The following is a 13,946-nucleotide window of genomic DNA, read 5'->3' as shown; positions in this document are numbered from 1 at the left end:
TCACCTGCTCCGCGCCGGTTGCGGCGGGGGCGGTGCTCAGCCGCGCGGGGTGGGAACACCGAAGAGATCGATGATGCCGGCGGGAAGCTGGGCGAGCAGATCGTGCCGCTCGTCGTCGTTGAGCGCCTCGGCGACGGTCCGCAACACCGCCTGGGCGTGTAGACGCACCTGGTCCGCGTCCGCGACCTGCTCCCGGTCGCCGACGTGCTTCAGGAACTCACCGATGTCCCACCGGCGGCCCTGCGGATTACGGGTGACCGACGCGTCCAGCCGATCCGGTAGCTGTGCCGCCAGGTTGTCGGCCTCCTGTCCGGCGAGCCGTTCGCCGAGCACCGACAGAACGGCCTGTACGGACCGCACGGCCTCGTTCTCCCCGAGGCCCGCGCGCCGCCGTACCGTGGCGATCATCTGCTCGTACTCCATGACCCGCTCCTTCCGTCTCCTCGACCGGCCGTCGGGCCCTGCCGGCGGACGAACGGGGCGAGTTCCCAGGCTCCCTGGCCGCAAACGGGGTCACCCGTCGACCCGGACTTCGCGTCATCGGGCGGGCACGGCTCACATCTCGCGCGAACCAGGCGGATCAGCCGGTCGAGGACATGTCGTCGTGGTATATCGCGGCGGCGACCCGCACCTCGTTGCGCGCCAACTGCTCCGGGTCGTTCAGGTCCGGCCAGCGTCCCCCGTGGACACCCCGTGTCCGCGCCCTCCATCGACGACACGCCGGTCACGTCACTCGGATTGCCAGCTGAGCCAGGTCTGGCCGTGCTGGAAACCCACCCGCTGATACAGGGGCATCGCCCGTTCGCTGGAGTGGACGGTCACGTGTTCCAGGCCTAGCTCGCGCGCCTCGGCCAGCACCAGGGTCAGCAGGGCCGCGCCGATCCCGCTGTCGCGCAGCTCCGGCACCACGTACACCGCTTGGACGTCCCCGGTCCGACGGTGCCGGTGCGTGGGTGCCGGCACCCGGTCAGCGATCATCAGCCAGGCCATTCCGACCACGTCGCCGTCGACCTCGGCGACGAACGGCCGGTGGGTCGACAGATGCTCGGTGACCCACGTGGCGAACAGCTCCACGAAGTCGTCGTGATCATTGCCGGTGTAGCCGCCCTCCTCGGTCAGCCGCCGCCATCGAAGGCCTGCCAACGCCACGGCGTCGGCAGGCGTCCCCGCGCGGACGTCTGCCCGAATCTGACCTTGATGATTGTCGTTCGGCATGACGCGAGGCTACCCACGGATGGCCACGCCCTGGGCCCTCCCGGCCGGGCCGGCCGGTGCGGGTGAATCGTCTACGACATCAGCTCCAAAGGCAGCGCGCCCCGATCTACCCGGCCGGCCGGCCCACGCGCACCGGTCAGGCCTTGAGCAGCACCTTCGTGCAGTCGTCCTGCTTCTTCTGGAAGATCTTGTAGCCCTTCGGGGCGTCACGCAGCGGCATCCGGTGGCTGACGATGAAGCTCGGGTCGATCTCGCCGCGCTGGATGCGTTCCAGTAGCGGCCGGGTGTAGCGCTGGACGTGGCACTGACCGGTCCGCATGACCAGCGAGCGGTTCATGAACGCGCCCATCGGGAACTTGTCGACGAAACCGCCGTACGCGCCGACGACCGAGACCACCCCGCCGGAGCGGCAGGCGAGGATCGCCTGCCGCAGCGCGAACGGCCGTTCCGTCTCGACTCGCGCGGCCTGCTTGGCCCGGTCGTACGCGTACAGGGCGGCGTTGCCGTGGTGGCCCTCCAGGCCCACCGCGTCGATGCACGCGTCGGGGCCCCGGCCGGCGGTCATCTCGTTGAGGGTGTCCAGCACGTCGACTTCCTCGTAGTTGATCGTCTCGGCGTCGATGTGCTCCTCGGCCAGCCGCAGCCGGTACGGGAACCGGTCGATGACGATCACCCGCTCCGCGCCGAGCAGCCGGGCGCTGGCCGCGGCGAGCAGCCCGACCGGCCCGGCGCCCCAGACGGCGATCACCTGCCCGGGTTTGATGTCGCACATCTCGGCGCCCATGTAGCCGGTCGGGAACACGTCGGCCAGCATGACCGCCTGGTCGTCGCTGATCTCGTCGGGCACCTTGACCGGGCCGACGTCGGCGAACGGCACCCGGGCGTACTCGGCCTGGCCACCGGCGTAGCCGCCGAGCAGGTGCGAGTAGCCGAAGATGCCGGCCGGCGAGTGCCCCATGATCTTCTCGGCGATGCCGGCGTTCGGGTTGGAGTTCTCGCAGACCGAGTAGAGGCCGCGCTGGCAGGACGAGCAGTGCCCGCAGGCGATCGGGAAGGGCACCACCACCCGGTCGCCGGGGGCGAGGTTGCGGACCTGCGGGCCCACCTCCACCACCTCGCCCATGAACTCGTGGCCGAGGATGTCGCCCTTGCGCATCGCGGGGATGTAGCCGTGGTAGAGGTGCAGGTCGGAGCCGCAGATCGCGGTGGTGCTGATCCGGACGATCGCGTCCCGGGCGTTCATGATCTTCGGGTCGGGTACGTCGATGACCTTGACGCTGTCGGTGCCCATCCAGGCGGTGGCCTTCATTCTCGGTCCCTTTCGGAGAGCTCGGGCGGTCAGCGGCGGGACGCCGGCAGCGGCTGGGCGGGTCGCTGCATGGCCTGTTGGCGTACGGAGATGCCGTTGGGGCTGCCCTCGGAGCGGACGACCTCGCCGGTTTCCAGCACCTGCTTGAACCGGCGCAGGTCGTCGCGGACCTGCTGCTCGGGTTCCTCACCGAAGAGCTTCGCCACCGCTCGTCCGAGCGCGCCGGCCGGCGGCGCGTAGCGCAGCTCCACCCGTACCTCGGTGCCCCGGTCGCCCGGCGCGGGCACGAACCGGACCCGGCCGGCGTTGGGCACCCGGGTCCCCGGCAGCGACCGCCAGGTGATCGACTTGTTCGGCTGGTCGTCGATGATCTCGGCGTCCCACTCGACGCGGTGCCCGGCCGGGCCACGGGCGATCCAGTGCGAGCGGCGCAGGTCGTCGGCGCGGACGGACTCCAGGTGCGCCATGAATCGGGGCAGGTTCTCCATGTCCCGCCAGAACCGGTACGCCTCGGCGGGCGACCGGTTCACCGTCACCGCGATCTGCATCCTGATCACCCGGGCGCGGGCCCGTCGAGCGCGCCCGACGCGTACGGCGGCGAGCACGTCGACGGCGGTGATGCCGGCGATGGCGAGGGTGGTCAGCGCGACCCGGCGGCGGCGTTCACCGTCGCGGTCGGCGAGGGCCCGCCCGAGCAGTGTGAGGTCCATGGCGTCGCCGGCCACCCGGCTCCAGGCCCAGCCGGCCGGGCGACGGCCACTGAGCAGGCCGGCGCCGCTGCCCAACTCCCGTAGGCCGATGGCCGGAAGCACGGACCGCGCGGCCGGGGAGTCGTCCACCCCGGTCAGTCGCGCGAGGGGACCGGGCGCGACCAGCGCGCCCACTCCCAGGGCCAGGCTCAGCAGGCCGAGCGCGCTCGGCAGCGTCGCCGGCACCGGCCCGTCCAGCTCCGGCAGGAGCACAGTGTCGACACGACTCATGTCCGGTCCCTTCCGGTGGGCGTCGCCGCCGGTCCGCAGCGAGGGCGGCGGTGGTCCCCGCCCCCGTGACGCTATGTCTTACCAGTGCCACATGCGCCGGGTTCGGGGCAGAACGTCCGTTGCGGTCGGTGTGGGGTGGGAACGCCGTGCGGCGACGGTCGGCATCGCGACATTGACCGATTTGGATCACCTGAACGCCGTTACGGTCTGCCCAAACCGCCGCGCCGCCGGAAGGACATCCCGATGAGCCGTGCTCTGCTGCGCCACCTGACCGCCACCATCGCCGTCGCACTGCTCGTCGGGGAGGCCGCCGCCCCGGCCGCCGCGCGTACCCCCGGGTCGTCCGCGCCCGGCGGCGTCCGCACCGTGGTGCGCGACGCGGCGACCGGCGCACCGGTCCCCCGGGCCTGCGCGGCGCTCGTCCCGGTGGACGCCGCTGCGTTGTCTGCGGTCAGCATCGGTGAGGACCAACTCGGACGCTACGGGGGTTGCGCCGATGAGCAGGGCGTCCTGGTGACCGGGGACGTCGCCCCGGGGAGGTACCGGCTGCTGGTGAGCCCTTACGACACGACGGAGCACGGCTTGCAATGGGTCGGCCGGCGCGGCGGCACCGGTGAGCGCGAGCGGGCACAGGTGATTCAGGTGCGGCCCGGCGTGGTGACCAGCGCGCCGGTCATCCGGCTCGACCCGCCGGGCACCGTCGTCGGAGTGGTGACCGACGCGGCGACGGGCGCGCCGGTCCCCCGTGCGCTGGTCATGGTGGTGCCCTACGTGCCGCACCCGAAGTACGGCGACCACGGCCCGACCACGGACGAGGAGGGCCGTTACACGATCACCGGCCTCGGCCCGTACCACTGGCCCGTGCAGTTCGCCGCCGCCGGGCTGGCCACGGTGTGGTCCGGTGGGGTGGGCGGTCGGCAGCAGGCGCGGCCGGTGCGGGTCCGCGCCCAACAGACGGCGACGCTGAACCAGGCGCTGCCGGCGGGGACGCCGCTCACCGGGGCGGTACGGGTCGACGAGCTGCTCACCTACGCCCAGGTGATCGCGTTCGACGCGGCCACCGGGGACCTGGCCGGCGTCGCGGACGTGGGTGACAGTTACGCCCTGCGCCTGCTCCCCGGGCAGCGGGTGAAGCTACGTTGCGACTGCGCGTACACCCCGCCGGTCTGGCACCGGGACGCTGCCGGCTTCGACGCCGCGACTGCCGTGCGGGTACGCCGGGCGCCGGTCGTGGTGGACTTCAACCTCGGGACCCGCTTGTCGCTCGCACCCTGAACAAGGGCACCACCCCGGCGTTAGGAGTGCGCGGCAGCGGGTAGCCGGCATCCGCTCTTACCAGCGCCCGGAGGAGGTGGGATGTCGGAGACCAGCGCCTTCTTCGAGCGGTTGACGGTCGCTGGCCAGGATCCACGGTTCAGCAAGGTCTGTGGCAGCGTGCGATTCGACATCCGCGACGACGGCAACGTGGAGCAGTGGCGGCTGGACATCGATCATGGCCGGATGCGGGTTACCCGAAGCGATGCCCCCGCCACCACTGTGATCCAGGTGTCCGCGCAGGTCGCGGAGGCGATGGCGCGGGGCGAGGTGAACGGGCTGGCGGCGATCACCCGGGGCGAGATCATGGTCGACGGTGATCTCGCCCTGGCGTTGCGTATCGGGCGGCTGTTTCCGCGAGAGGCCGGGCGGCTTCAGCGCGAGGATCCCGACAGTGGGACGTGACGGATGAGGGACATCGCGGGCACTGTGGCGTGCATCGACGGGAACACCTTCATGGTGTCCGACGCCAGCGGCGACGTGCAGTCGTCCCCGAGCACCCCGGTCGGCCTCTTCGCCGCTGACACGCGCTTCCTGTCCCGTTGGAGGCTCACCGTCAACGGCGAGTGCATGACCGCGCTGTCGGTGGACGACAGCCAGTACTTCGAGGTCACGTTCTTCGCGGTGCCCGGCGCGGCGGTGGACTACGTGGAGGCCGACGTGTCGGCCATTCGGCGCAGGCGCATCGGCCCGGACCTCACCGAGTCGCTGACGATCTTCAATTACGGCGAGCGGGACATGACGCTCGACGTACGTCTGGAGGTGGCCGCCGACTTCGCCGACATCTTCGAGATCAAGTTCGACATCGGCGACAAGTCCGGCGAGCACTACACGCACGTCGGCCCGAACGAGTTGCGCCTGGGTTACCGGCGCGCCACCTACCGACGTGAGGTCGTCGTGTCGGCGAGCGAACCCGCGGAGTTCGACCCGGGCGGACTCCGGTTCGCGGTCCGACTGCGCCCCGGGCAGCAGTGGTCCACCCGGTTGCAGGCAGTCATGTTGGCGCTGCGTCCGGACGGCGTCGACCTGCGCTCCGCCCTGCGGGCCCTACGGCCGGACGACTCCACCCTGCCTGCCAGCGTGCAGGCCTGGGTCGCGGCGGCCCCGACCCTGGACACCGAGAGCGTCGGCCTCCAGCAGGTCTACCGCCGCAGCCTGGTGGACCTGGCGGCGCTGCGCTTCGCCCCGCTCTCGCTCGGCGGGGCGAGTGTGCCCGCGGCCGGGTTGCCCTGGTTCATGACCCTGTTCGGTCGCGACAGCCTGTTGACCTGCCTGCAAACCCTGCCGATCACCCCGTCGCTGACCCCACCGACACTGCGGATCCTCGGGTCGTTGCAGGGCACCCGGACCGACGACGTGTTGGAGGAGGACCCGGGCCGGATCCTGCACGAGCTGCGCTACGGGGAGTCGGCCGCGTTCGAGGAGCAGCCACACTCCCCGTACTACGGCACTGTGGACGCCTCACCGCTGTTCGTGGTGCTGCTCGACGAGTACGAGCGGTGGAGCGGCGACACCGCGCTGGTGATGGAGTTGGAGCAGGAGGCCCGAGCGGCCCTGGCCTGGATCGACCTGTACGCGGACCTGACCTCCACCGGCTACGTTTGGTACCAGCGACGCAACCGCGCCACCGGCCTGGACAACCAGTGCTGGAAGGACTCCTGGGACAGCATCTCCTACGCCGACGGCCGGCTGCCGGGCTTCCCGAGGGCCACCTGCGAAACCCAGGGGTACGCCTACGACGCGAAGATCCGGGGGGCACGACTGGCCCGCACCTTCTGGGGCGACACTGCCTACGCCGAGCGGCTGGAGAGCGAGGCGGCGGCCCTGTACGACCGGTTCAACCGGGACTTCTGGCTTGAGGACCGCGGCTTCTACGCCCTCGCCCTCGACCACGACGGCACTCCCGTGGACAGCCTGTCGTCCAACATCGGGCACCTGTTGTGGAGCGGCATCGTGCCACCGGAGCGGGCTGCGCGGGTGGTCGAGCACCTGATGGGGCCGGCGCTCTTCTCGGGTTGGGGGGTGCGGACGTTCGCCGAGGGGCAGCGCCGCTACAACCCGCTCGGCTACCACAACGGCACGGTCTGGCCGTTCGACAACTCGTTCATCGCCTGGGGGCTGCGCCGTTACGGCTTCGGCAACGAGGCGGCCCGCATCGCCGAGGGCATCCTCTCCGCCGCCACCTACTTCGAGGGCCGGCTACCCGAGGCGTTCGGCGGGTTCGACCGCGACACCACCCGGTTCCCGATCCGGTACCCGACCGCCGGCAGTCCGCAGGCGTGGTCCAGCGGAGCCTGCATGCTGCTGATCCGCACCATGCTCGGTATCAACCCGCACGAGGACCACCTGGCCGTGGACCCCGCGCTGCCCAGCACCTTCGGGCGGATCGCGCTCCTGGACATCCCCGGCCGTTGGGGCAAGCGCGACGCGTTCGCCCGCCAACGCCCCGACCAGCGTTAGCCACCGTGGCCTGCTTGATCGTGAGGGCTGAACGGGCGGGGAGTGTGCGTGATGCCGTTGAGGATGAGCGTGAGTCCGCGCTCGAATTCCTGGCCGGTGTACACGGCCCCGACCGGGGCCAGTTCGGCGAGGGTCGGCAGAGCACCGTGCGCAAGCGCTTCGACGCGACGGGCGGCGGAGGCGGGATCCTTCTCGCGCGTGAGCGCACCGGCCAGCTCGTTCTGCGCAATACCCGTGACAAACGCCGAGACGGCGCGGAACGCGACGAACAGGTCGACGCCGTCCAAGCCTCCGCGCGCAAGTGCTGCCGCGAGCGCCTCGGCTGGAGCGAGGCTGGCTCGGGAAGACGTGCGGCGGGTGAGTATGAGCGGGATGACCGCCGGGTGCGCGCGGAAGGTCCGCCACATGGCGGTAGCCACGGCACGCGTGTCGGCCAGCCAATCGTCGGTCGGCTTCGGTATCTGGACTCGGGCGGCGACGGCGTCGACCACGAGTTCCTCGAGGGCTTCGCGGCTGTCGACGTAGTTGTAGAGAGTCATGGCGCCGGTTTTCAGCGACGCCGCGAGGGAGCGCATGGTGAGCCCGGCCAAGCCATCCCGGTCGACGATCACCAGCGCGTGTTGCTGGATGTCCGTGAGGGTGAAACGGGCTCTCATGCTGGCTGCTCTCCCGGAGGGTACGGCGTACGTATCAGACGGTACTATACGTACAACGTACGCATGCCGGAGGAGATTCATGATCACTAGAAACTCGGAGCGCCCGACATTCCGGGCCAGCCGGAAAACGGGAACGGGATGGCGTGACCTGGCTCAGCAGCAGGATGACGCCTTCGTCGCCTTCGCCCGCACTCTGACCGATGAAGAGTGGGAGCGGCCCAGCCTCTGTGCGGGCTGGACCAACAAGGTTGTGCTCGCCCACCTCGCGCTCGGCCTGCACCTGCCGCCATCCCGGCTGCTGCTGACAATGGGGCGGCGGCGCTGGTCGTTCGATGCCTCGAACGACCTCCTGAGTCGCGAGTACGCCAGCCAAAGCACCGCCCCGGAATTGATCGACGTGTTCGACCGCTTCCGGGCGCGTCCACGAGGTATCGGACGTCTACTGCCGGCACCGCTACTGCTCGGCGACCACGTCGTACACCACCTCGACATCGCATTCACGCTCGGCCGGTCCGGCGTCCTGGCGCCGCCGGTGGCCGACGCGGTCCTCACCGTCGAGACACGCGTGCCCAACCCGTTCATCCCCGCGGTCGCGCGGGCCAACGGCATCGCGTTCCGCACCACCGACACGAACTGGTCGCGTTCATCTGCCGGCGCCCCCGAAGTCGTCGGCACCGCCGAGAGCATCATCTCCGTTCTCGCCGGTCGACACCACGCCATCCCGAACCTGTCGGGCAGCGGCGTCGCCATCCTGGCGAACCGACTCTGAAGCGCGCGCGGCCCCACACCGTCGAACCCGCCGCGCTGCTCCGACCAGCCCTCGACAGCGGCGTGCTCGACATCACTTGACACGTACAACGTACGCGAGTCACGCTTACGTACGTTGTACGTATCAGACGTTGGAAGGTAGAGGATCCGAGTGCTCAGCATCGACAACGAACTTCTCGAGGCGGTCGGCGCGATCGCCGCCGCCGCCCCACCGACACCACCCGTCGTCGGTGACTGGAGGACTCGACGGGCCACCATCGATGCCGTCTATGGCGGGTTGGCGGCCGCCGTCACACCCGACAACAGTGTCGACGTCGTCGACTTCACAGTGCCGTCCGCGGACGGGCACACCCTTGCACTGAGTCCCGGGTGGCACGCAGCGCCATGGCCGACCGCATCACCTTCCTGAAGAACCTGTGACGCGTCCACGTTCAAACCTGGACCGCGCCGCACCGTCGCACCCATCAAGCCCATCTGAGACCGCCCAGCAAGGAGTTTCCATGGAAACCAAGACTGCCCTCATCACCGGCTCGACGAGCGGAATCGGCCGCGCCACCGCACTCAAGCTCGCTCGCGCTGGTGTCCGTGTCATCGTCTCCGGGCGCAACGCCGAACGAGGACTGGAAGTGGTGGAGGAGATCCGCGCCGGGGGCGGAGAGGCCGACTTCGTCGCCGCCGATCTCCGCGACGCGCAATCCGCTGTAGCACTCGCGGCCAAGGCCACCCAGGCCGCCGAGTCGGCGGGCGGAAGCCTCGACATCCTGGTCAACAACGCGGCGATCGGGGCCGGTGGACCGACCGCGGGCACCGAGGAGTCGACCTTCGACGCGGTACTGGGCACCAACCTGAAGGCGCCGTTCTATCTGGTCGCGAACCTTGCACCCGCCATGGCGGCACGAGGCGGTGGGGCGATCGTCAACGTCTCCACCCTCGCCGCCGAAGTCGCCCTCCCGGGCCTGTCGGTCTACGGCGCCAGCAAAGCCGCCCTGGACCTGCTGACCAAGAGCTGGGCAGCCGAGTTCGGCCCGGCGGGAGTGCGCGTGAACTCCGTGCGCCCCGGCCCGACCCGCACTCCCGGATCCGCGGCCCTGGGCGAGGTGCTGGAACAGCTCGCGGCACAGGCCCCGCTGGGTTTCGTCGCCGATCCGGAGGACATCGCCGCCGTCATCGCGTTCCTCGTCAGCGACGAGGCACGGTTCGTCACCGGCGTGATTCTGGACGCCGACGGTGGCCGCACCGCCGTCTGAGCGAGTCAGCCTGCGCTGGCCTGACCATGGGCTCCCCGGCCGCCCATTCCTCGGGGCGGCCGGGGAGGCCGTGCGCTCAGGCGCTGCGGAAGGTACGCCGGTACGCGTCCGGGGGCACGCCGACGGTGCGGTGGAAGTGCCGACGCAGCGTCGCGGCGGTGCCCATGCCGGCCGCCTCGGCGATGGCGTCGATGCTGTGGTCGGTCTGCTCCAGCAACTCCTGGGCGCGGCGGATCCGCTGCGTCGACAGCCACAGCAGTGGTGTGGTGCCGGTGGCCGAACGGAAGTGGCGGGCCAGGTTGCGTGAGCTCATGTTCGCCTGCCGGGCCAGGTCCTCGACGGTCAGCGGCCGGTCCAGGCGGGCCAGGGCCCAGGGAAACAGGGTGACCAGCGGGTGGTCGTCACGGGCGGGCACCGGGGTGGTGACGTACTGGGCCTGACCACCGGCGCGGTGCGGTGGCACGACCAGGCGGCGGGCGACGGCGTTCGCGACGGTCGAGCCGTGGTCGCGGCGGATCAGGTGCAGGCACAGGTCGATCGCGGCGGCCTTCCCGGCGGAGGCGAGCACGGTGCCGTTGTCGACGTAGAGCACGTCCGGGTCGACCCGTACCCGCGGATAGCGGGCGGCCAGCGCCTCGGCGTGCGCCCAGTGCGTGGTGGCCCGCAGCCCGTCGAGCACCCCGGCGGCGGCCAGCACGAACGCGCCGGTGCACAGCGAGACCATCCGGGCGCCCGCCCGGTGGGCCGCGCGGACCGCGTCGAGCAGGTCGGCGGGTACGTCAGCGTCGACGTCCTCGACCGACGGGATGATCACGGTGTCGCCGCGGGCGAGCCGGTCCAACCCGTCGTCGGGCGCCAGCAGGAAGCGGCCGATCCGGACCGGGGCGGGGCCGCAGATCGCCACGTCGTACCAGGGGTCGGCCAGGCCAGAGGGGTCGTGGGCGAAGACCTCGCAGGCAAGAGCCAGCTCGAAGTGCAGCATCCCGTCGGTGGCGGCGATCGCGACAAGGGCCATGTCCGAAACTGTACGGGGATTGGCGTTCCCGACACTGGTCGGTCGTCGGCAGCTGCGAAAGACTGGGCCCAGTCGATCTTCGAGGGGGCAACGATGGGCCACAGCGTGGCGGTGTTCGGGGCGTACGGGCACACCGGACGGTTCGTGATGGCGGAGCTGCGCGAGCGCGGGTTCGGTGCTCTGCCGGTGGGCCGCGACCCGCGCCGGCTGGCGGCGTTCGGGGCCGGCTACCGGGTGGCGTCGGTCGACGATCCGGCCTCGCTCGACGCGGCGCTGACCGGCGTGGACGCGGTCATCAACTGCGCCGGCCCGTTCGCGTCCACCGCCGCCGGTGTGATCGATGCCGCGCTGCGCGCCGGGATCCCGTACGTGGACGTGGCGGCCGAGATCGAGGCCAACCTCGACACGTTCACGCACTTCGCCGAACGCGCCCGGGCGGCCGGTGTCGCGGTGGTCCCGGCGATGGCCTTCTTCGGCGGGCTCGGTGACCTGCTCGCGACGACGGCGATGGGCGACTGGACGTCGGCCGACGAGGCGCACGTCGCGTACGGACTGAGCAGCTGGCACCCGACGGCCGGGACGGTCGCCGCAGGCGTCGTCTCCCGCGAGCGCCGCGCCGGCCGCCGGGTCCGCTACACCGGCGGCCGGTTGGAGTACCAGTCCGGCGGGGAGCTGCCGAGGGTGGACTGGGACTTCCCCGCGCCGTTGGGCCGGCGGACCGTCCTCGGGGAGTTCACCATGGCCGACGTCGTCACCATCCCCCGCCACCTGGCCATTCCCGAGGTTCGCACCTACATGACCGTCGACGCCGCCACCGACCTGGGCGCCGCGGCGGCACCGGTCGCGGTCGACGGGCTGGGCCGGTCCGCGCAGACGTTCACTGTCGACGTCATAGTGCGTCGCGGCGACGTGCGCCGCCGTGTCGTGGCCAGTGGCCGGGACATCTACGCCGTCAGCGCGCCCCTGGCCGTGGAGGCGGTCGGGCGCGTCCTCGATGGTCGGACGAGGACCAGCGGCGTCGCCTCCGCCGGCGAGATGTTCGACGCGGCCGACTTCCTGCGCGCGCTGTCGCCGGCCATCCGCGTCGAACCGGTCAGTGACTGAGGTCGAGAATTCGGCCACAATTCGTTACGCGAAATCTGTAATCATCGAACCAGAACGGGGCGACGGGACTTAAAAGAAACTTAAGGCTGTACGAGCGAAAAACTGTCATCGGGGGCCGCCGCGCTGGCTGCCAGGGCACTTGTCGACCGGCCTCCTTAATTCTTTCCCCGCGAGTTGATGCAGGCCCCTGACGTGCACATACTCCTTCCGACAGAGCTTTATCGTCGACTCGAAGGAAACCACTGGTAATGCGGACTCCCCCCGCGCACGTCGCACCGCCGGATCGGGCACGAAAGCGTCGTCGCCTCACTCGCATCACGCTCGCCTCTGCGGTCGTCGCCGCATTGGCCGGTAGCGGCATCTACATCGCCGGCGCCCAGGCCGAAGAGGTCGCCGTGCCCGGCCGGGTGCAGGCAGAGGGCTTCGCGGCACAGTCCGGGGCACAGACCGAGGGCACCGGCGACGCCGACGGAGGCCGTAACGTTGGCTGGCTGGCCAGCGGCGACTGGCTGCGCTTCGACGGTGTGTCGGTAACGGGCGTCGACCTGACGGCCCGGGTCGCCTCGCACAACGCCGCCGGCGGCACCGTCGAGTTGCGCCTCGGCGCGCAGAACGGCCCACTGCTGGCCAGCTTCCCGATCACCCAGACCGGCGGTTGGCAGAAATGGACGACCGTCACCGCGAAGGCGCCCGCCGTGCCGGCCGGCGCGCAGACCGTCTTCGCGGTCATGAAGAGCACCTCGACGTCGGATTTCGTGAACCTGAACTGGTTCACGTTCGGCCCCGCGACGGGCACGTCGCCGAGCGCCTCGGCCACGCCGAGCACGTCGGCCACCCCCTCGGCCACGCCGAGTTCCACCGCGTCCGCGTCCCCGTCGACGTCCGTCCCGCCGAGCGCACCGGCCGGCGGCTGGGTGCCTGTCGACCAGGCCAAGTGGAGCAGGGAACTGGCCGCCTTCAACGCCATCAGGCCGAAGGCGGTGCCGCCGGGCACCACCCGGGTGCCGGAGTTCCACACCGACTGCGGCGTCGCGAATTCCGCCCCGGACGACCCGATCGTCCTGCCGAACCTCTCGGGCGCCTCGCACATGCACACCTTCTTCGGCCCGAAGATCGACGCCTTCACCACGACGGACAAGCTGTTCGCCGCGGTGAACACCTGCAACGCCCCCGGGGACAAGAGCGCCTACTGGACCCCGGAGCTGCGCAAGGACGGCAAGGCCGTGCCAATCAAGAGCATGCGCGTCTACTACGGCTCGCGGGTCAAGGACCCGTCGACGGTGAAGCCCTTCCCGCCGGGCCTGGTGGTGGTCGAAGGCGACGCCAAGCGGCAGGTCGACACTCCGAAGAACGCCGGCAGCAACCAGTTCTGGTGCGCGGGCAGCGCCGAGATCGGCCGCAGCGCCGACGGCAACTGGCCGAGGTGCGCCCCCGGCGGCAACCTGATCTTCCAGCTCGTGTTCAAGGACTGCTGGGACGGCAAGAACATCGACTCACCCGATCACAAGTCGCACATGGGCGACCCGGTGAACGGCGTCTGCACCGGCAAGTACCCGGTGGCCGTGCCGGATCTCTCCTTCATGGTCAACTACGAGTCGCTGGGCGGTGACGGCCTCAGCCTCTCCTCCGGCAAGCCGTCGTCAATGCACGGCGACTTCATGAACGCCTGGGAGCCGGAGCGTCTCGGCGACCTGGTGAAGTCGTGCCTCAACCAGAACGCCAAGTGCGGCGTCGACACGACCTTCGCCGGCGGCTGACCGCCGCCTCCGTATTGACGGACGGGCCCCCCCACAGATCCGGGGGGGCGTGCGTCAAAACAAACCAACAGCGAAGCTGAGATAAACCATCGGCACCCCGTGGCCGTGGAAGACGCGCTCA

Annotated in this window: 14 protein-coding genes; 8 read left to right on the top strand and 6 right to left on the bottom strand. The window is 70.6% G+C overall.

Annotation, left to right across the window (positions count from 1 at the left end; all coding sequences use genetic code 11):
• Positions 1-36 precede the first annotated feature (36 nt).
• From ABZ794_RS30330 to ABZ794_RS30315, 4 genes are all read right to left on the bottom strand, one after another.
• The gene (locus tag ABZ794_RS30330; protein ID WP_210784314.1) at positions 37-423 is read right to left on the bottom strand and encodes a DUF2267 domain-containing protein; all 387 of its coding nucleotides are present in this window, start codon (positions 421-423) and stop codon (positions 37-39) included.
• Between the two features lie 306 nt (positions 424-729).
• Positions 730-1,215: a GNAT family N-acetyltransferase gene (locus tag ABZ794_RS30325; RefSeq protein WP_357518781.1), complete on the bottom strand. Its 486-nt coding sequence runs from the start codon at positions 1,213-1,215 to the stop codon at positions 730-732.
• A gap of 136 nt (positions 1,216-1,351) precedes the next feature.
• On the bottom strand, positions 1,352-2,524 hold the full coding sequence (locus tag ABZ794_RS30320; protein WP_210784310.1) for a zinc-dependent alcohol dehydrogenase: 1,173 nt from the start codon (positions 2,522-2,524) through the stop codon (positions 1,352-1,354).
• Between the two features lie 29 nt (positions 2,525-2,553).
• Complete coding sequence (locus ABZ794_RS30315) at positions 2,554-3,504, bottom strand: SRPBCC family protein (protein WP_210784308.1); 951 nt, start codon at positions 3,502-3,504, stop codon at positions 2,554-2,556.
• Between the two features lie 243 nt (positions 3,505-3,747).
• Between ABZ794_RS30315 and ABZ794_RS30310 the strand changes: the two genes are divergently transcribed.
• The 3 genes from ABZ794_RS30310 to ABZ794_RS30300 all read left to right on the top strand — a co-directional run bounded on the left by ABZ794_RS30310 (position 3,748) and on the right by ABZ794_RS30300 (position 7,278).
• Positions 3,748-4,779 (top strand): carboxypeptidase-like regulatory domain-containing protein, encoded by a 1,032-nt coding sequence (locus ABZ794_RS30310; RefSeq protein ID WP_210784305.1) that lies wholly within the window; start codon positions 3,748-3,750, stop codon positions 4,777-4,779.
• Between the two features lie 81 nt (positions 4,780-4,860).
• Positions 4,861-5,223, top strand: a complete 363-nt coding sequence (locus ABZ794_RS30305) for an SCP2 sterol-binding domain-containing protein (RefSeq protein ID WP_210784303.1) — start codon at positions 4,861-4,863, stop codon at positions 5,221-5,223.
• 12 nt (positions 5,224-5,235) lie between these two features.
• On the top strand, positions 5,236-7,278 hold the full coding sequence (locus tag ABZ794_RS30300; RefSeq protein WP_210784346.1) for an amylo-alpha-1,6-glucosidase: 2,043 nt from the start codon (positions 5,236-5,238) through the stop codon (positions 7,276-7,278).
• Here ABZ794_RS30300 and ABZ794_RS30295 read toward each other — a convergent pair.
• Entirely contained in the window at positions 7,275-7,934 is a 660-nt protein-coding gene (locus ABZ794_RS30295; RefSeq protein ID WP_210784301.1) for a TetR/AcrR family transcriptional regulator C-terminal domain-containing protein, read from the bottom strand. The two genes, ABZ794_RS30300 and ABZ794_RS30295, sit on opposite strands and share 4 nt — an antisense overlap.
• Before the next feature lie 79 nt (positions 7,935-8,013).
• Between ABZ794_RS30295 and ABZ794_RS30290 the strand changes: the two genes are divergently transcribed.
• The 3 genes from ABZ794_RS30290 (at position 8,014) to ABZ794_RS30280 (ending at position 9,949) form a co-directional block, all read left to right on the top strand.
• Positions 8,014-8,703, top strand: coding sequence for a maleylpyruvate isomerase family mycothiol-dependent enzyme (locus ABZ794_RS30290; RefSeq protein WP_357518778.1), 690 nt, complete (start codon positions 8,014-8,016; stop codon positions 8,701-8,703).
• 150 nt (positions 8,704-8,853) lie between these two features.
• Positions 8,854-9,111, top strand: a complete 258-nt coding sequence (locus tag ABZ794_RS30285; RefSeq protein ID WP_357518776.1) for a hypothetical protein — start codon at positions 8,854-8,856, stop codon at positions 9,109-9,111.
• A 91-nt stretch (positions 9,112-9,202) separates the two neighbouring features.
• Positions 9,203-9,949 (top strand): SDR family oxidoreductase, encoded by a 747-nt coding sequence (locus ABZ794_RS30280; RefSeq protein ID WP_357518774.1) that lies wholly within the window; start codon positions 9,203-9,205, stop codon positions 9,947-9,949.
• Positions 9,950-10,025: 76 nt separating this feature from the next.
• Here the strand turns inward: ABZ794_RS30280 and ABZ794_RS30275 are convergent, their stop codons facing one another.
• Positions 10,026-10,964 carry a helix-turn-helix domain-containing protein gene (locus tag ABZ794_RS30275; protein ID WP_357518772.1) on the bottom strand — a complete coding sequence of 313 codons (939 nt, stop codon included), beginning with the start codon at positions 10,962-10,964 and terminating at the stop codon, positions 10,026-10,028.
• A gap of 93 nt (positions 10,965-11,057) precedes the next feature.
• On the opposite strand from ABZ794_RS30275, the gene ABZ794_RS30270 reads away from it, so the two are divergent.
• A complete protein-coding gene (locus tag ABZ794_RS30270) occupies positions 11,058-12,068 on the top strand; it encodes a saccharopine dehydrogenase NADP-binding domain-containing protein (protein ID WP_357518770.1) in 1,011 nt (336 codons plus the stop codon).
• A 248-nt stretch (positions 12,069-12,316) separates the two neighbouring features.
• Entirely contained in the window at positions 12,317-13,825 is a 1,509-nt protein-coding gene (locus ABZ794_RS30265; protein WP_357518768.1) for a DUF1996 domain-containing protein, read from the top strand.
• Positions 13,826-13,946 lie beyond the last annotated feature (121 nt).

The sequence above is a fragment of the Micromonospora sp. NPDC047187 genome, from assembly GCF_040643355.1.
In the GTDB taxonomy this organism is placed as follows: domain Bacteria; phylum Actinomycetota; class Actinomycetes; order Mycobacteriales; family Micromonosporaceae; genus Micromonospora; species Micromonospora salmantinae.
Note: the sequence above shows the minus strand (reverse complement) of the source record. Positions and strands in the feature narration are given on the sequence as shown.

Excerpts from the sequence above, each read along its gene's own strand:
- ABZ794_RS30330 (WP_210784314.1), bottom strand. The coding sequence starts at position 423 with ATGGAGTACGAGCAGATGATCGCCACGGTACGGCGGCGCGCGGGCCTC.
- ABZ794_RS30325 (WP_357518781.1), bottom strand. The coding sequence starts at position 1,215 with ATGCCGAACGACAATCATCAAGGTCAGATTCGGGCAGACGTCCGCGCG.
- ABZ794_RS30320 (WP_210784310.1), bottom strand. The coding sequence starts at position 2,524 with ATGAAGGCCACCGCCTGGATGGGCACCGACAGCGTCAAGGTCATCGAC.
- ABZ794_RS30315 (WP_210784308.1), bottom strand. The coding sequence starts at position 3,504 with ATGAGTCGTGTCGACACTGTGCTCCTGCCGGAGCTGGACGGGCCGGTG.
- ABZ794_RS30310 (WP_210784305.1), top strand. The coding sequence starts at position 3,748 with ATGAGCCGTGCTCTGCTGCGCCACCTGACCGCCACCATCGCCGTCGCA.
- ABZ794_RS30305 (WP_210784303.1), top strand. The coding sequence starts at position 4,861 with ATGTCGGAGACCAGCGCCTTCTTCGAGCGGTTGACGGTCGCTGGCCAG.
- ABZ794_RS30295 (WP_210784301.1), bottom strand. The coding sequence starts at position 7,934 with ATGAGAGCCCGTTTCACCCTCACGGACATCCAGCAACACGCGCTGGTG.
- ABZ794_RS30290 (WP_357518778.1), top strand. The coding sequence starts at position 8,014 with ATGATCACTAGAAACTCGGAGCGCCCGACATTCCGGGCCAGCCGGAAA.
- ABZ794_RS30280 (WP_357518774.1), top strand. The coding sequence starts at position 9,203 with ATGGAAACCAAGACTGCCCTCATCACCGGCTCGACGAGCGGAATCGGC.
- ABZ794_RS30275 (WP_357518772.1), bottom strand. The coding sequence starts at position 10,964 with ATGGCCCTTGTCGCGATCGCCGCCACCGACGGGATGCTGCACTTCGAG.
- ABZ794_RS30270 (WP_357518770.1), top strand. The coding sequence starts at position 11,058 with ATGGGCCACAGCGTGGCGGTGTTCGGGGCGTACGGGCACACCGGACGG.
- ABZ794_RS30265 (WP_357518768.1), top strand. The coding sequence starts at position 12,317 with ATGCGGACTCCCCCCGCGCACGTCGCACCGCCGGATCGGGCACGAAAG.